Genomic DNA, 16,272 nt, shown 5'->3' on the forward strand with positions numbered 1-16,272 from the left:
ATATCAATTATTACAATAACGACAGGATAAGACTTAATCTAAAAGGAAAGAGTCCGGTACAGTACCGAACTCTTTCATATAATAATATTGTTTAATTTTGTCTAAACTTTTGGGTGCAGTCTACATTGAAGCGGATTTTTTTTATTGAGTCAGGAAGCTTGAGGATGGAAGAAGGGATTTACCTGATATTTTCATAACTCTTGGATTTCTTTCGTTATTAGAGGCAATTTTAACTGCTTATGGTAAAAATCAAACCTTATAGGTTTCTGAAACCTATAAGGTTTTTGGGTATTCAGAGAACATTTCAGTAATTATTATACCCAATAAGAACTTTAGTGGATACCAGTACTTCCAGCTTCATTCTTCCAACTTCCCGCCTTTAAAACGTCACATCCAGCCCCACATAGAAGTTCGCCTTCATAATAGGAGCATATACCATTCCGCCGTCAAAATAACTTCCGAAAGGATTTTTAAAATCTACAATCGCATTTTTCTGATAATAAGAAGTAAGGTTTTCACCTCCTGCATAAGCTCTGATCTTTTTATTGAAATTTCTTGAGATCTGAGCATTCAAAACAGCGTAAGATTCAGAATAGGCTGGCAGCTGAAACTCTGCCGGATTCGTTGATGTATCCGGAAGTCTCTGTTTTCCCACCCAGTTTAAAGTAGTATCAAAGCTCCAGAATCCGTCGTTATCATTCTTATTGGTTGAATACGCCAGGTTCACAAATCCTCTGTGCTTCGCCATAAAAGGAACTTCTCTTCTTCCACCGATATAATCTGCCTGTACATCATAATATTTATAAGCCAGTCTTACCTCTAGATTTTTTACAGGCATGAAATCCCATTGGGTCTGGAATGAATTCGCAAAAGATTTCCCATCCAGATTATAGAATGTCAGTTGTTGAGGAGATTGATCTAGGTCTACCAATACCTGATCCTGGAAGTCTGTTCTGAAGAAGTCAGCAATAATGCTTGATTTCCTTCCGAACAACTTAAATTCCTGCTGTAAACTTGCTCCGTAGTTCCATGCAATTTCAGGCTTTAATCCATAAATATTTCCTCCGTTAGGTAAAATATTGATAGCCCTGTTTGATGCAAAGTACTGCTGGCTTTCCGCAAATACATTTGCTGTTCTGAAACCTCTTCCCGCAGAAAGTCTTAAAATTGTCTGAGGTGTGAAGTCATATTTGAAATTAAGCCTTGGTGTAAACTGAGTTCCTGCCAGATTATGAAAATCTACTCTGGACCCTGCTACTAAAGTATATTTTAAACCTGTTAAAGTATATTCAGCAAAAATACCGGGTACAATTTCATTTCTTCTGATGTCATCCAGCAAATACGTTTCTTTATAACCGTCATATAAGAAACTTGCCCCTGCTTTATACTTATGGTTGGTATTTCCAATGATGCTTTCAAAGATTAGATTAGAATAATACGTATGCTGTTGTCCCGCATAATTTCTCAATCCGAAAAAGCTGTCCTGTTGATGATAAACGTACTGATTCATCCAGCCGATACTCTGATAAGGTTTTCCTTTAAAAATATATCCTGTTTTATTCCAGACCTGGAACCTTGAAATATCGATTCCTACCCCATAAAAAGGCTGTTTGTCCTGACCCAGTTTTTTATCAAAACCAATTTCTCCTGCCGTTCTCTCATCTCTGATAAAATTAATTCCGAAGTGAGACCCGAATCCCGACTTTTCAAGATCGTTATAATTCAGCAGATATGCTGCGTTGATCTGCGTTCCTTTTGGTCTGTCCAGAAAGCCGTCATGATTCATATCCGTATTTCCGAAAGTTCCGTTTCCGTGCAGAAGGAATGTCTGTGACCATTTATCGTTGATAGGAGAAACATTGGTAATATTGATTTCAGCTCTTCCATTGAAGTCAGAAAAGAGATTTAATGAGGTTTCAGGAGTTTTTGCATTCTTCAAAAGTTCAGTATTGATCTGTCCTGTAATACTTTCATACCCATTCGTTACGGTGCTTCCTCCTTTGGTAAGCTGGATGCTTTCAATCCATCTTCCCGGGATAAAATTTAATCCATAAGCGGATGCCAGGCCTCTGATTTCTGGCAACTGCTCTTTTGTTAAGCTGGTATATTTCTGATCCAAACCAAGCATTTTCAGCTGTTTTGTTCCCGTAACCGCATTGCTGAAAGAAACATCTACTGTTGCATTGGTTTCGAAGCTCTCAGAAAGATTACAACAGGCAGCCTTTAACAGTTCTTTTTTATCGATATTAAAAACAAGTCCGGTTTCTTTTTTGCTTAAAGCTGTCGCTGCTTTGGAGCCTGTTACCACAACACCATCAATACTTTTTTCATGCTGAGAATGATCTTCTTTAGTTGCAGAGGTTTCATTGTCTTTATGATCTTCATGCTTTGCTCCTTCTTCGTAATGGACCTTTGGATTAGGTTCACCAAAGGTAAAATCCCTGTCATACAGGCAGCATCCCGGAAGGCCATTGTAAACAGCATCAGACGCTTTATATTTTTCATTATCATGACCTGCATCAGCAATAGCCTTTAAAATCTTATCTGATGATGTTTTTGAAGGATTAAAATTTAAAGTAACCGTTTGTTTCTCTGCATTCCATTCTGCAGTATCGGCTCCGGCATCTTTTGATGCTTTTTCAATTCTGGCTTTACAAGAAGCACAGTTTCCTCTTACGTAGAACTCATTTTCTTTTTTAGCGGAAGCATTAGCATCTGCATGATGTTCATGATGTGTTTCCGCTTTAGAAGGTTGTACATCTCTGTCGTAATGGCAACATCCCGGAAGCCCTTCGTACGTTGCATCAGACGTTTTGAATTTCTCATTGTCATGTCCTGCTTCTGCTACCTTTTTCAGAATATCATCAGAAGATACCTTATCTGTTTCTAACGTTAAGGTTTGCAGATCAATGGAGTAAACTGCTGTTTTGGCACCTGCTTTTTTAGCTGCACTCTCAATTCTTGTTTTGCACATTTCACAGTTCCCTTTTACCTTGAACTGATTTTTTGAAAGTGTCTGAGCAGATATACATTGTGTAAATAGGAATAATGCACCAAGTATGAACCTAGAAATATATAATTTCATTTTGTTTAAAGTTTTAATTAATTAAAAAAACAGTTCATTATAAGGCATAATGAACCCATGGTATTTAATTAACCTATCTTGGGCGGCTGCCAGATCTCCTTTAAACGGTCTGAAAGATAAGGATCTGAATATTGGAACTGAGGATTTTTATTCGCTTTGTAATAAGAGAGTTCCAAACGTAGATTTTTTGAGAAAGGGGTTTCAATAAAAGTATAGCAGGCAATGCATGATGAGCAACAGTCATCATTACATGATTTTGTTTTATCATGTTTGCTTTCCTTTTTTGAAGAATGATTTTTACAGCAGTTCGTTTTCTTGTAAGACTCTGCTTTACAGCATGTTTCCTGCATTTCCTGCGCATAGAAATTATCCTTGGGAACCAGAAAGATTCCCAGACAAAATACTATAGCAAGTAGGTGAAACAGCTTCATATCTGCAAAAATAAGAAATTTATGGCAAAGGATCACCAACTTTCAGAGAACAGCTGTGCCACGGTTCACCATGGGCAGGATTTAATTTTGGTTTTTCTCCCATTGCGAGATTCTGTGCAGCAGGTGCAGGAGACGGGGTCGGAGTTGTCTGTACTGCATTTTGAACGGATTGAGGAGCCGGAGCAGGCTTGCTGTTTAATGGTTGTCCTACAGGAATATCACATCGATGTCCGGGCTGCCCGTGGAGCGGATTCATTCCCGGAGCCGTTTTTACCTGCTTTCCGTTGTTATCAAGGGTAATTTTTCCAGGTGATACAGCATTCGGGTCAATCTGTATGGTGTTGCCTCCGTTCACATTTACATTTTGTGTTGAAGGAGCAGCTGCAGCAGGTTGTCCGTTCAAAGGTTGTCCCACAGGAATATCGCATCGGTGTCCCGGCTGTCCGTGTGGAGGATTCATCCCCGGAGCTGTAGCCATAGGAGCGGGGGTTGGATTAGACTGAATGCCTGCCTGATCCATCAGCGCTGTTTTTGAGGTGGTATTAAAGGCAACGTTCGGTTGTCCGGCGCTAGCTTCTTCTTTTAAATAGGTAGCTCTTTCATCCTTTTTACAGGATGCAGCTAATAGTGATACGGCGATAAAACCAATAAATGTATTCTTCATATCCATGGGTATGAAAACAAAATTAGCAAAACATTTTCAATTGTTTTGCTAATTTTATACTTATAATTTGATTTTTGGATTAATTTTTTACCAAAAGTCTAAATCCTTCTCCATGAACATTGATGATTTCCAAGCCCTCGTCATCTTTTAACAGCTTACGAAGTTTTGCAATATATACGTCCATACTTCTTGCCGTAAAATAATTTTCTTTTTTCCAGATCTTTCTTAAAGCAAGATCTCTCGGCATGAAATCATTTCTGTGAATGCAAAGAAGCTTCAATAATTCATTTTCTTTAGGAGAAAGCTTGTATTCCTTATCACCTACTTTCAGCTGTCTCAGCATAGAATCAAAGAAGATATTGCTGATCTTGAACTGCTCCTGTTCTTCATTTTCCAAAGTGGAACTTCTCTGAAGAATTGCCTTGATTTTGTATAAAAGAAGCTCAGTATCGAAAGGTTTTGTGATATAATCATCAGCGCCTAACTGGTATCCCTTTAAGATATCTTCTCTCATATTTCTTGCGGTAAGGAATATGATCGGTGTATTTTTATCAATCTTTTTTACGTCTTCCGCTAATGAAAACCCGTCTTTTTTAGGCATCATTACGTCAAATATGCAGATGTCGAATTCATTTTCTGTAAATTCTTTAAGTCCCTGCTCTCCATCAGTGGCAAGAGTTACTTCAAAATTATTGATGGTCAAATAATCTTTAAGCACCGCCCCGAAACTCTGATCGTCCTCTACTAATAATATTCTGTTGCTCATAATTTTAATAATTAAAAATTAACAATTAAGAATGAACTTTCTCACTCTATCTTCTATATTTTGATATTTGGTTTTACTTTTTATAATTGATGAATGATCATTGATGTAAAAGAGATTTTTATCATTTATCGCTTATCATCTGTCATTTATCTTTCTAGCTCATCGGCAGCTTGATCGTAAACGTACTTCCTTTTCCTTTATGAGAGTCCACGATAATCTGTCCTTTGTGCAGTTCCACAATTTTTTTAACGTAGGAAAGTCCTAATCCCTGTCCCTTTACGTTGTGTATATTTCCGGTTTCTTCCCTGAAGAATTTCTCGAAAATTTTAGTTTTATTCTGAGTATCCATTCCCATTCCTTTATCAGAAATTTCAATCACATACCAGTGTCCTTCATTTCTTGTTTTCACATGTATTTCCGGTGCTTCAGGAGAATATTTATTGGCATTATCCAGTAAGTTGACCAGCATGTTTGAGATATGGAATTCGTCTATTTTAAAATTATAATGAGTGGCATTGAACTCCTGTGTAAGGGTTCCGTTTCTTTGCTGTACAATCAGATTGAAAGATTCTGTAGTTTTTTTGATAAGTTCCCTGACATTGGTTTCTTTTAGGAAAAGCTCTACTTCATTTCTTTCAAGCTTCGACATATTAAGGACGTTTTCCACCTGCTTTTTCATCCTCAGGTTCTCTTGCTTGATCAGTTCGGAATAATATTTCACCTTATCCGGATTGGTAGCAATTTTGTCATTAGCCAATGAATCTGTTGCGACAGAAATGGTTGCCAATGGTGTTTTAAACTCATGGGACATATTGTTGATGAAGTCGGTTTTTACTTCAGCAAGCTTCTTCTGTCTCATCATATAATTGATGGAAATAATGTAAATCCCAAGAATGGTAAGAAGAGAAAGGAATGTTCCGAGCAGCATTGGCCAGTTGTTCATCGCCAGGGAATATTCTTTTTTAGGGAATACCAATGCAAGGCTGTATAAGGTATTTTTCTTATCTGCAAATAAAGGGAAGCTGTAGGTATTGCTGTCTTTTTTCTCTTTGTAAGCTTTGTTTGCTATACTTGTAAGTTTGTTGTTACGGTCAAGAACTCCGTATCCGAATTTAGCCGTAATTCCTCTTATTTTAAGCTCTTTCGCAATAACGGAATCAAGCGTTTTTGAATCAACTCTTTTGGTAATGGGAAGATTATTTCCGTATACCTTCACAAACTCCTTCATGGAATAATCACCGGTTTCGATTTCCTGGTTAATATCCGTGGTAAGAAGTTCGCGATTGGTCGTATCTCTCTTTATTTTGTAGGCTGCCTCGTCTGTATATAGCGTTGTCAGCTTAATAGAATCTCCTTTTTGAGAAATCGGAAGCTGCGTTTTTTCAATAATGTTTTTGGAATAGATGATCTGTCTCTGGGTGCCGGAATCTTCCACCTGCTGAATCGTAGTTAAGGATGGCTGCTTACTGTTGGCAATAATATTTTTTCTGAAATCTTTGTAATCCTGATTCAGGTACTTGTCAGCTTCAATCTCTTCAATACTTTTTGAAGTACTTTCCAAAACCGCATACACTTTATTCGAAAAATCCTGTTCCAGTACGCCGTAATAGCCTTTCAACCAATAAAATTGGAGCGTCACAAAGACAATCAGTGAGATCGTCATAAACACCGAAATTATTGGGATGAATTTGTTATTCATTATTTAATTATATATGTTTTGGAAAGATGAATGTTAAAATTAATTGTTTTAAGACTACATAAACAAAAAACGAGCCAAAAAATTGTTTTTTTTTTCTTAAAAGAGTGTTTTTTAACAATTATTTATGAATTATATTTTACTTGCCATATGAAAAGTCCCTTTCAGTAAATAAAGTGCTAACTTTATTAAAAATAAATATTTATGGAATCTAATATCACTTTCAACAAAGATTTTGACGAACTCAGCACTTATGTCATGAAGATGTATAAGGCTGATGTTTTGACAGTATGGAACTATTTTACCAAGGCCGAACTGTTGGATAAATGGTGGGGACCTAAGCCATGGAAGTGCGAAACGGTAAGCCAGGATTTCAGAGAAGGAGGAGTTTGGTTTTATGCCATGGTAGGGCCTAATGGAGAAAAAGGGTATTCCCAGTCAGAATATGGAGAAATTACAGAACACAGAAGTTTTGACTGGATGAGTGCTTTTTGTGATGAAAAAGGAAATATCAATGAAGATTTTCCAATGTCAAAATGGCTGATCGGCTTTACAGGAGTGGAAGAAGGTACCAAAGTCACTATTAATATTCATTACCAGTCTCAGGATGTAATGAAGAAGATGATGGATATGGGGTTCGAACAAGGGTTTACCATGGGATTGAACCAGCTGGAGGAACTGATTGGATAAATTTGAACATGTTAAAAATAATTATTTATAAAAAAGAGGATTTTCCATAGAAAATCCTCTTTGTATGTACTGGAAGTTAAGTTATAACTTAACTTCCATTTTCCAGCCTTTATAAAAGCTCTTCTTCCTGGAAATACTGAATAATAGCCTTTTTCATAAGCAGAGTCTGCTCGTTTGGCTTTAATTCAGGAAGTTCTTCCAGTTTTTCAAACTGCGGCCACCCGTCTTCATAGTGTGTAAATTTATAATATCCAAAAGGCTCAAGCAGCCTGCATACAGCAATGTGAATAAGGTTTACCTTGTCGTCTTTGGTATATTTCTGCTGGCCACTTCCCAACTCCTGTAATCCTATCAGAAACAAAAGAGTTTCAATAGGAGGGTTCTTCTCTGTCTGAAAGTTGTCTTCGAAGAACTGTTCTATTTTTTTCCAATATTCGGACTCGTTCATATAATTGATAAATGATGATTAATAATTGATCTTGTTAACGTTTTAATTCTTCACCTAATTTCCTTTTATAAGCAGAGGTTACTTTCAAAATTTCACTGGCTTCGTTAATAAGAATATCTAAATTTTCTTTTTTTAGTATATGGGGTTCATCTATTAACTCCAGCCAGAATAAAGTTTCGTCAGCTTCTTCTACAACAATGCATATTTTGGAATATTTTTCTTTGGTAGATCTGGCTCTGCACATTGCTCTATAGTTGCTTGCTGTGGATGAAACAGATCTGAAAACTTGTTTCCTTATATTTGATATTTTATCAGAATATGAAATATCAGACAACTCATTAATGATTGCAATGGTTAAAGATTTAGTCTTTTGTGCAAACATCTGGTTGTAGTTGTTGTCCGTAATCATATCAATTATCTTTTATCAATTATCATTTATCTTTAACAGAAACGCATACTCCAATGCATCTTCTTTCAGAGATTCAAATCTTCCGCTTGCTCCTCCATGTCCGGAACTCATGTCGGTTTTAAAGACTAAAATATTATTGTCTGTCTTTAGTTCTCTAAGTTTTGCCGTCCATTTGGCAGGTTCCCAATACTGCACCTGTGAATCGTGGAATCCTGTTGTGATAAGCATATGTGGATAGTCTTTAGCTTCTACATTATCATAGGGAGAGTAATCTTTCATGTAATGGTAATATTCCTCATCATTCGGATTTCCCCATTCATCATATTCTCCGGTAGTCAAAGGGATGGTATCATCTAACATGGTCGTAACAACATCTACGAAAGGAACCTGTGCTACGATTCCGTTGAATAGCTGAGGCTCATAGTTGACCACGGCACCTACCAACAGACCTCCGGCACTTCCTCCCATCGCGTACATATGTCTCGATGAAGTATAATTTTCTTTGATTAAATGTTTTCCTGCATCTATAAAATCAAAGAATGTATTTTTCTTGAATAACATTTTTCCGTCCTCATACCATTCTCTTCCCAAATACTCTCCACCACGGATGTGAGCAATGGCATAAATAAAGCCTCTGTCAAGAATAGATAATCTTACATTGGAAAAGCTGGCATCTACAGTATGTCCATAACTTCCATATCCATACAGAAGAAGTGGAGTGTCAGCTGATTTTTTGGTGTCTTTATGGTAGACTAATGAAATAGGAACTTTTACTTTTCCGTCTCTGGAATCTGCCCATATTCTTTCTGAAATATAATTTTCAGGGATGAATTTTCCACCCAGAACTTCCTGCTGTTTCAGTAGTTTTGTGGTCTTTTCCTTCATGTTATACTCATAGGTAGAGCTTGGCTGTGTAAGAGACGTATAGCCATAACGTAAGATCTCTGTATCAAATTCCAGATTGATCCCAATATAAGCGGTATAAGTTGGATCTGAAAAAGGTAGATAGTAAGACTCCTTAGTTTTCTCATCAATGATTTTGATCTGAAGCAGTCCTTTTTCTCTTTCTTCAAGAACCAGGTAGTCCTTAAAAATTTCAAAACCTTCCAGTAAAACTTCTGCGCGGTGCGGAATAACGTCTATCCAGTTTTCCATCCCACAGTTATCTATTTTTGTTTTTACAATCTTGAAGTTGATCGCATCATCAGCATTGGTAATGATGTAAAATTCGTCCTCGTAATGCTCTACTGAATATTCAAGGTCATCTATTCTTGGCTGGATCACTGTCCATTCAGCAAATACATTATCAGAAGGGATAAAACGGTGCTCATCAGAAATAGTACTTGAGCTGGCAATGAAAATATACTCTAAAGATTTTGTCTTAAATACATTGACGTCAAACGTGTCATCCTCTTCGTGGAAGATCAGGATATCTTCTGCTGAATCTGTTCCCAATTGATGTCTGTACACCTGGAATGCACGAAGGCTTTTATCTTTTCTGATATAAAAAACATGCTGGTTGTCATTCGCCCATACTGCTTTTCCTGTTGTGTTCAGGATAGTATCGGGAAGGATTTCACCGGTCTTTAAGTTTTTAAAATTAAGGGTGTAAATTCTTCTTCCCACGTCATCCGACGAAAAAGATGCCAGTTCGTTGTTTGGGCTTACGGCTACACTTCCTACTTCAAAAAAATCTTTGCCTTCTGCCAGAGTATTAACGTCAAGTACGATTTCCTCTTCGTTGTCGAGGCTCTTATGCTTTCTGCAGAAAATAGGATATTCCTTGCCTTCTTCATAACGCACAATATACCAGTACTCATTAAAGAAATAAGGAAGGGATTCGTCATCCTTTTTATACCGTGCTTTCATCTCTTCGAACAGCTCTTCCTGAAGAGCTTCAGTATCTTTCATGATGAATTCCTCGTAAGCATTTTCTTCTTCAATATATTGGATGACTTCAGGGTTTTCCCTTTCATTCAGCCAGAAGTAATTATCAATCCTTTTATCACCGTGGGTTTCTAATATTTTTTCTATTTTTTTTGCCTGTGGAACTTTCATCCGGATATTTTGGTTTTTTTTATAGAGCAGCATCTGTCTGCACTTTTCTTCTGAAAGTAAGCGGTTTACACAGATGTCTTGTTCAATGTTAATTTTTGTTCAAATTTAGGTAAAAAAAAACCATCTTCCCTTTATTGAAAAGATGGTTGATTGTATTTTTATAGTAAAGACTATTTGTGAAGTGCTTTAATATACTTTTCCAGGGCCATTGTCATTGAAGGAGTTTCCTTCGTAGGCGCCATTAAATCTACTTTTAATCCCGCTTCTTCTGCAGCTGCCAAAGTCGTGTTTCCAAAAACTCCGATTTTGGTTTCTTCCTGCTTGAAGTCAGGGAAATTTTGTTGCAGTGATTTGATCCCCTGCGGGCTGAAGAATATCAACATGTCATAATCTTTGACATTGATATCCGTAAGGTCGCTGCATACGGTACGGTACATGATTGCTCTTGTCCAGTCTACATTAGATGCATCCATGGTTTTTACAATATCCGGGCTTAAAACATCTGAAGATGGCAACAGATATTTTTCAGTTGGAAACTTTTTGAAAAGAGGAAGCAGGTCTGAGAAATTTTTCTCCCCAAAGCTGATTTTTCTTTTCCTGTACACAATATGCTTTTGAAGATAGTTGGCAATTGCTTCCGACTGGCAGATGTATCTCATCGTATCCGGAACAGCAAAACGCAATTCCTCTGCTAGTCTGAAGTAATGGTCAATCGCATTTTTACTGGTAAAAATAATACCGGTATACTGCGTCAGATCTATTTTCTGTGTTCTGAGCTCTTTATTGTCAACTCCTTCGACGTGGATAAATGGACGGAAATCAATCTTTATTTTTTCCTTCTTCGCTATATCCAGATATGGAGAAGACTCACTAGGCGCTGGTTGAGAAACCAATATAGACTTTATTCTCATCATTGACTTTTATTAAAAAAATAACAACTTCCAAAGCAATAATAATGGTGCGATTTGGAGGGTGCAAATATACAAAAATTTATAATACCATTTCTCTGGAAGAATCTTGTTCTTGTGAAATAAATAGAAAAAAACTTTGAAAATGAATACAAAAGAAAAGAAGCAGAAATAATATAAAAACATTTTATTTCTGTCTATCGGGAAGTAATAATGGGCTACACAAAGAATGATCAGTAAAAATGAAAGAATGAAATAAAACTTTGTGGAGGTAAAATAAAAAATAGTCCATTTTTTTCCATCCCCTATACTTTGATAAAATAAAAAACCTAATGTTGATTTTATGAGATAAAAAAATAGCACTGCCAGCAAAGTATATCCGAATTTATTAAGCTGATAGCCTAAAAGCTGAAGATCGGCAATAAATTTAGGCACAATAGGGATATACTGTGAAATTAGTACAGAAAGAGTAAGGGTAGTGACACAGGAAGTGATAATCCAGCTGGGAAGGTTGTTACTTGCATCAAAATATTTCTGAAGCAGAAAATCTTTGAGACTGGCATCTCTCTCTATAACGTTCATCATAAAAACGTATAAAAATATACAGCCTACAAGAATAAAGATTACCCAATCATTGTTCTCAGGTATTCTTACGTGATTGATGAAGTGTTGTGATGATGGCAAAATTTAAGTTTTTTATTTATTATTTAACTTCAATATAACACAGCCCGGCACAGATTTTCCTGTCAGATCCATGAATTTGCAGTTAAAATATTTGCTCTCACCGATTTTACGTACTGTTCAGATCTGTTGAATAAAAGTTTCTGTTTCATCCGCTCAATCCCTGAGAAATATTTTTGCAAAATTATAGATTATTTTGTATAAAATAAAAAGGTTAAATAAACTATCTTTGCAAACTGAAATGAAAAAACTCGTCATCATCCCAACGTATAACGAAAAGGAAAATATTGAAAATATTATTTCCGCAGTTTTTGCATTGGAGGATGACTTTCATATCTTAGTGGTGGATGATACTTCTCCAGATGGAACAGCAGAGGTTGTAAAAGAATTACAGAAGCAATATCCACATTATCTCCACCTGTCGGTAAGGCATGTGAAAGATGGGTTGGGAAAGGCATATATTCACGGATTTAAATGGGCTATTGAAAATAAGTACGACTATATTTTTGAAATGGATGCCGATTTTTCACATAATCCAAATGATCTGCCTAAGCTGTTTGAAGCATGTATCAATGCTGATATGGCAATCGGTTCCCGTTACTCAAAAGGAGTGAACGTAGTGAACTGGCCTATGGGAAGGGTATTGCTCTCTTACTTCGCATCAAAATATGTAAGGTTTGTATTGGGACTGCCTATTCATGATACCACAGCAGGCTTTGTCTGTTTTTCAAGAAAAGTGTTGGAGGAAATAGGGCTGGACAATGTAAAACTGAAAGGATATGGATTTCAGATAGAAATGAAATTCAGAGCATTTAAAAAAGGTTTCAGAATTGTGGAAGTTCCTATTATATTTACCAACAGAATTTTAGGAGAAAGCAAAATGAACGGCGGAATAATCCATGAAGCTGTTTTTGGAGTATTGAACTTAAAATGGAAATCAATCATCAACAGATTATGAAACTGATGAAAAAGCTAATCTTTATTTTCGTTTTACTGAGCCTGTTTTCGTGTGGTGATTATATTGATAAGCCTAAAAACCTGATCGATAAAGATATGATGGCAGAAATCATTGCCGATCTTGCGATCAATGATCAGGCTATCTTTGTATACCCTGACAAAAACATGGAAGCAGGTACAAGAGCTGTCCTGAAGTCACATAACGTAAAACCTGATGACTTTGTAGACAGTTTCAAATACTATGTAATTAAAGAAGAAATGGATGGGATTGCCAATGATGCTCAGGAAAAATTGCTGAAGAAAGATCCCAAAGCAGAAAAATATGTAAAGGATAAACAGAAAGAAAGTGGTCCTGTAACACCTTTGGTAAGGTAAAGTGTCACCGGAGTTTCTGTCCTGCAGAAAGTCACTGAGAAAAACAGTGTATCAAAAAAGTATAGAGATGAAATTTTTTAATATAGAAAAAACCTCTGAAGGAAAAGCCAGAGCAGGGGAAATTACCACAGATCACGGGAAGGTTCAAACGCCTATTTTTATGCCTGTGGGAACTGTTGCAAGTGTGAAAACAGTTCATCAGAGAGAATTAAAAGAAGACATTAAAGCCCAGATCATTCTGGGAAATACCTATCACCTTTATCTTCGTCCTGGAATGGAAACGATGCAGGATGCAGGTGGTTTACACAAATTCATGAACTGGGACCTTCCTATTCTTACCGATTCCGGAGGTTTTCAGGTTTTTTCTCTGGCCAGTAACAGAAAGATGACGGAAGAAGGGGCAAGATTCAAATCTCATATCGATGGAAGTTATCACATGTTTTCTCCTGAGAGATCAATGGAAATTCAAAGACAGATCGGAGCCGATATTTTTATGGCTTTCGATGAATGTACTCCTTATCCATGCGAATATAACCAGGCAAAATCATCTATGGAGCTCACCCATCGCTGGCTGAAAAGATGTATTGAATGGACAGATAATAATCCCGAATTATACGGACACAAGCAAAGACTTTTCCCGATTGTTCAGGGATCTACTTACTCCGATCTCAGAAAAATCTCTGCAGAAGTGATTTCTGAAGCAGGAGCAGAAGGAAACGCCATTGGAGGACTTTCCGTTGGAGAGCCTGAAGAAGAAATGTACAGAATTACAGATGAAGTGACAGATATCCTTCCGAAAGAAAAACCAAGATACCTGATGGGAGTGGGTACTCCATGGAATATCCTGGAGTCTATCGGACTGGGAATTGATATGATGGATTGTGTAATGCCGACAAGAAATGCAAGAAATGCAATGCTTTTCACATGGCAGGGGGTGATGAATCTTAAAAATGAAAAATGGAAGCGTGATTTTTCGCCTCTGGATGAATTTGGGACCAGTTTTGTAGATCGTGAATATTCAAAAGCGTATCTTCGTCACCTGTTTGTATCTAAAGAATACCTGGCAAAACAGATTGCTTCAATTCATAATCTTGCATTCTACCTGGATTTGGTAAAAGTAGCAAGAGAACATATTATTGCCGGAGATTTCTATGAATGGAAAAACTCAGTGGTGCCGGTTCTTAGACAAAGACTGTAAGAGAGTATGCTTAAAATTGTAGACAGATATATCATTAAAAAATACCTTGGAACGTTCAGTTTCATGTTGGTATTGTTGTCTATAGTCGTATTGGTAATTGATGTTCAGCAGAAGATTCCAAGGATAGAAAATGCGAAAGCCATTGATCCGAAGCTGGATCTGATGTATTTCCTTGTTCATTTTTATCCGTTCTGGATTATCAATCTTGTGGTGACCTTTCTTTCCATTCTGGTTTTTATTTCGGTGATCTATTTTACTTCCAGAATGGCAAATAATACCGAAATTGTTGCCATTATCAGTAGTGGAGCAAGCTTTCACAGGTTTTCCAAACCTTACCTCCTTACCTCCATTTTTATCGGTCTGATTGCTCTGGTGGTATATCATATGGTGCTGCCATGGGCTAATATCAAGAAAAATGAGCTGGAGGCCTATACATATAATGCAGCCAATAAAGAAAAGATTTTGGGAACGGCTCCGGCCTCCTCACAGCTGAGCAAAACAGAATACATTTTTGTTGATTCCTGGAATAAGAGAGAGAAAAGAGGATCAAGTTTCGTTTATCAGAAATATGATAAAGATAGAAAAATGACTTATGAGCTGAAAGCGAGCGAAGTATATTGGGACAAAGAAAAAAAACAGTTTGTTTTAAATAATTATTTAGAAAAAACAATCAACAGGGACAATACCGAAAAGCTGAATAACGGAATCGAATTAAGAAAAAATTATGGACATTCACCGGAAGAACTTTTTCCTAATGAGCTTCTGGGACAAAATAAAACCACCCCCGAACTCTTAAAATTTATTGAAAGAGAAAAGGCAAGAGGAAACAGTAACCTGAATTCTTACCTGAATGAGCTTCACCAAAGAACATCTATGCCTGTTTCGATCATTATTCTGACATTCCTGGCGCTTTCCCTGTCATCACAAAAGAAAAGAGGGGGATTGGGTATCAACCTTGCCATAGGGATTTCATTGGCTTTTATTTTCGTGTTTTCATTTGAAGCCCTAAAAGTGGTTTCTGAAAACAAAAGCTTGTCTCCGGCTGTAGCGATGTGGCTGCCCAATATGGTGTTTTTGCCACTTACGCTTTATCTTTACATTAAAAGAGCCAATCAGTAAAGGAGTTTTACTTCCTTATGATAAAAGGAGCGCATTCCGTCTTCCAGCTCGATCCAAAGTTCACCTTTTTCGTCTGCATTACGGATGATGCCATTTTGTCGTTCTTTTTCAATTTCAAAGACTGATATCTGATCTTTTCTGAAAAGGTTTTTGTTAAATCCATCCAGTATTTTCTGGTCGGGAGGGATATTTTTTAGTTTTTCGCACAGATATTCATGCAGATTCAAAGCAAGCTCTTCCAGATCAAAATGAATGCCTGTCTGCGTCAGGAGTGATCCTGCATGAGATATTTCGTCAAAATTTTCCTGAAGAATGTTAATCCCGGCTCCTATGATGAAATAATTATTTTGATTAATTTTTTTCTTTTCTATTAAAATTCCAACGATTTTTTTACCTTTAAGGATGATATCATTCGGCCACTTGATCTTTACCTCAGAGTCAGACAATTTGGCAAGGAAATCCCGGATAACCATTGCGGTATAATAATTGAATATAAAGTCGGAGCACAAGATGTTCTGAGTATTCACTGCCAGCGTATAAGCCAGATTTTTTCCGGCAGTCTGAGTCCAGATATTTCCATACTGACCACGGCCTTTAGTTTGATTAAAAGTATGAAGCCCTATAAAATTTGAATCTCCGTAAAGTAAAAACTTTGATATTTCGTCATTAGTAGAAGAACATTCTTTCAGGTAGAAGAGTTGGCTCATTTAAGAAAACTTTAAGACATTAAGAGGGTAAAAGTAAGGTTAAAGTAAAGAAAAAACAATAAATTTGCAGATTATAGTAT

17 protein-coding genes are annotated in these 16,272 nt (G+C 36.8%); 6 read left to right on the forward strand and 11 right to left on the reverse strand.

Features of this window, described 5'->3' with window-relative positions; genetic code table 11:
* The first annotated feature begins 2 nt into the window (after nucleotides 1-2).
* Nucleotides 3-95: an IS3 family transposase gene (locus CRS_RS24890; protein WP_373995763.1), complete on the forward strand. Its 93-nt coding sequence runs from the start codon at nucleotides 3-5 to the stop codon at nucleotides 93-95.
* A gap of 284 nt (nucleotides 96-379) precedes the next feature.
* On the opposite strand, the gene CRS_RS23575 is transcribed toward CRS_RS24890, so the two are convergent.
* The 5 genes from CRS_RS23575 to CRS_RS23595 form a co-directional block, all read right to left on the reverse strand.
* A complete protein-coding gene (locus tag CRS_RS23575; RefSeq protein WP_142726393.1) occupies nucleotides 380-3,085 on the reverse strand; it encodes a TonB-dependent receptor domain-containing protein in 2,706 nt (901 codons plus the stop codon).
* A gap of 68 nt (nucleotides 3,086-3,153) precedes the next feature.
* Nucleotides 3,154-3,516 carry a hypothetical protein gene (locus CRS_RS23580; RefSeq protein WP_228451336.1) on the reverse strand — a complete coding sequence of 121 codons (363 nt, stop codon included), beginning with the start codon at nucleotides 3,514-3,516 and terminating at the stop codon, nucleotides 3,154-3,156.
* 19 nt (nucleotides 3,517-3,535) lie between these two features.
* A complete protein-coding gene (locus CRS_RS23585; RefSeq protein ID WP_228451337.1) occupies nucleotides 3,536-4,180 on the reverse strand; it encodes a hypothetical protein in 645 nt (214 codons plus the stop codon).
* A 79-nt stretch (nucleotides 4,181-4,259) separates the two neighbouring features.
* Nucleotides 4,260-4,946, reverse strand: a complete 687-nt coding sequence (locus CRS_RS23590) for a response regulator transcription factor (RefSeq protein WP_002982671.1) — start codon at nucleotides 4,944-4,946, stop codon at nucleotides 4,260-4,262.
* Between the two features lie 154 nt (nucleotides 4,947-5,100).
* Entirely contained in the window at nucleotides 5,101-6,645 is a 1,545-nt protein-coding gene (locus tag CRS_RS23595; protein ID WP_131437199.1) for a sensor histidine kinase KdpD, read from the reverse strand.
* A gap of 201 nt (nucleotides 6,646-6,846) precedes the next feature.
* Here CRS_RS23595 and CRS_RS23600 point away from each other — a divergent pair, with 201 nt between their 5' ends.
* Nucleotides 6,847-7,332, forward strand: coding sequence for an SRPBCC domain-containing protein (locus tag CRS_RS23600; protein WP_142726396.1), 486 nt, complete (start codon nucleotides 6,847-6,849; stop codon nucleotides 7,330-7,332).
* 109 nt (nucleotides 7,333-7,441) lie between these two features.
* Here the strand turns inward: CRS_RS23600 and CRS_RS23605 are convergent, their stop codons facing one another.
* From CRS_RS23605 to CRS_RS23625, 5 genes are all read right to left on the reverse strand, one after another.
* The gene (locus CRS_RS23605) at nucleotides 7,442-7,780 is read right to left on the reverse strand and encodes a hypothetical protein (RefSeq protein ID WP_142726397.1); all 339 of its coding nucleotides are present in this window, start codon (nucleotides 7,778-7,780) and stop codon (nucleotides 7,442-7,444) included.
* A gap of 34 nt (nucleotides 7,781-7,814) precedes the next feature.
* On the reverse strand, nucleotides 7,815-8,189 hold the full coding sequence (locus CRS_RS23610; RefSeq protein ID WP_142726398.1) for a four helix bundle protein: 375 nt from the start codon (nucleotides 8,187-8,189) through the stop codon (nucleotides 7,815-7,817).
* Between the two features lie 15 nt (nucleotides 8,190-8,204).
* Nucleotides 8,205-10,247 (reverse strand): S9 family peptidase, encoded by a 2,043-nt coding sequence (locus CRS_RS23615; RefSeq protein WP_142726399.1) that lies wholly within the window; start codon nucleotides 10,245-10,247, stop codon nucleotides 8,205-8,207.
* Nucleotides 10,248-10,417: 170 nt separating this feature from the next.
* Nucleotides 10,418-11,158 carry a uroporphyrinogen-III synthase gene (locus tag CRS_RS23620; protein ID WP_041461971.1) on the reverse strand — a complete coding sequence of 247 codons (741 nt, stop codon included), beginning with the start codon at nucleotides 11,156-11,158 and terminating at the stop codon, nucleotides 10,418-10,420.
* 12 nt (nucleotides 11,159-11,170) lie between these two features.
* Entirely contained in the window at nucleotides 11,171-11,839 is a 669-nt protein-coding gene (locus CRS_RS23625) for a DUF4271 domain-containing protein (RefSeq protein ID WP_142726400.1), read from the reverse strand.
* 238 nt (nucleotides 11,840-12,077) lie between these two features.
* Between CRS_RS23625 and CRS_RS23630 the strand changes: the two genes are divergently transcribed.
* The 4 genes from CRS_RS23630 (at nucleotide 12,078) to CRS_RS23645 (ending at nucleotide 15,485) form a co-directional block, all read left to right on the forward strand.
* Entirely contained in the window at nucleotides 12,078-12,794 is a 717-nt protein-coding gene (locus CRS_RS23630; RefSeq protein ID WP_142726401.1) for a polyprenol monophosphomannose synthase, read from the forward strand.
* Between the two features lie 5 nt (nucleotides 12,795-12,799).
* Nucleotides 12,800-13,168, forward strand: coding sequence for a DUF4296 domain-containing protein (locus CRS_RS23635; RefSeq protein WP_228451338.1), 369 nt, complete (start codon nucleotides 12,800-12,802; stop codon nucleotides 13,166-13,168).
* Nucleotides 13,169-13,235: 67 nt separating this feature from the next.
* Nucleotides 13,236-14,366, forward strand: a complete 1,131-nt coding sequence (gene tgt, locus CRS_RS23640) for a tRNA guanosine(34) transglycosylase Tgt (RefSeq protein WP_142726403.1) — start codon at nucleotides 13,236-13,238, stop codon at nucleotides 14,364-14,366.
* 6 nt (nucleotides 14,367-14,372) lie between these two features.
* On the forward strand, nucleotides 14,373-15,485 hold the full coding sequence (locus tag CRS_RS23645; protein ID WP_142726404.1) for an LptF/LptG family permease: 1,113 nt from the start codon (nucleotides 14,373-14,375) through the stop codon (nucleotides 15,483-15,485).
* Here the strand turns inward: CRS_RS23645 and CRS_RS23650 are convergent.
* Nucleotides 15,479-16,192, reverse strand: a complete 714-nt coding sequence (locus tag CRS_RS23650) for a biotin--[acetyl-CoA-carboxylase] ligase (protein ID WP_142726405.1) — start codon at nucleotides 16,190-16,192, stop codon at nucleotides 15,479-15,481. The genes CRS_RS23645 and CRS_RS23650 overlap by 7 nt on opposite strands.
* Nucleotides 16,193-16,272: the final 80 nt, after the last annotated feature.

The sequence above is a fragment of the Chryseobacterium sp. ON_d1 genome, from assembly GCF_006829085.1.
Classification (GTDB): Bacteria; Bacteroidota; Bacteroidia; order Flavobacteriales; family Weeksellaceae; genus Chryseobacterium.

Coding starts and splice junctions, on each gene's coding strand:
- CRS_RS23610 (WP_142726398.1), bottom strand. CDS start 8,189: ATGATTACGGACAACAACTACAACCAGATGTTTGCACAAAAGACTAAA.
- CRS_RS23650 (WP_142726405.1), bottom strand. CDS start 16,192: ATGAGCCAACTCTTCTACCTGAAAGAATGTTCTTCTACTAATGACGAA.
- CRS_RS23630 (WP_142726401.1), top strand. CDS start 12,078: ATGAAAAAACTCGTCATCATCCCAACGTATAACGAAAAGGAAAATATT.
- CRS_RS23575 (WP_142726393.1), bottom strand. CDS start 3,085: ATGAAATTATATATTTCTAGGTTCATACTTGGTGCATTATTCCTATTT.
- CRS_RS23585 (WP_228451337.1), bottom strand. CDS start 4,180: ATGAAGAATACATTTATTGGTTTTATCGCCGTATCACTATTAGCTGCA.
- CRS_RS23615 (WP_142726399.1), bottom strand. CDS start 10,247: ATGAAAGTTCCACAGGCAAAAAAAATAGAAAAAATATTAGAAACCCAC.
- CRS_RS23635 (WP_228451338.1), top strand. CDS start 12,800: ATGAAAAAGCTAATCTTTATTTTCGTTTTACTGAGCCTGTTTTCGTGT.
- tgt (WP_142726403.1), top strand. CDS start 13,236: ATGAAATTTTTTAATATAGAAAAAACCTCTGAAGGAAAAGCCAGAGCA.
- CRS_RS23595 (WP_131437199.1), bottom strand. CDS start 6,645: ATGAATAACAAATTCATCCCAATAATTTCGGTGTTTATGACGATCTCA.
- CRS_RS23620 (WP_041461971.1), bottom strand. CDS start 11,158: ATGAGAATAAAGTCTATATTGGTTTCTCAACCAGCGCCTAGTGAGTCT.
- CRS_RS23645 (WP_142726404.1), top strand. CDS start 14,373: ATGCTTAAAATTGTAGACAGATATATCATTAAAAAATACCTTGGAACG.
- CRS_RS23605 (WP_142726397.1), bottom strand. CDS start 7,780: ATGAACGAGTCCGAATATTGGAAAAAAATAGAACAGTTCTTCGAAGAC.
- CRS_RS23590 (WP_002982671.1), bottom strand. CDS start 4,946: ATGAGCAACAGAATATTATTAGTAGAGGACGATCAGAGTTTCGGGGCG.
- CRS_RS23580 (WP_228451336.1), bottom strand. CDS start 3,516: ATGAAGCTGTTTCACCTACTTGCTATAGTATTTTGTCTGGGAATCTTT.
- CRS_RS23600 (WP_142726396.1), top strand. CDS start 6,847: ATGGAATCTAATATCACTTTCAACAAAGATTTTGACGAACTCAGCACT.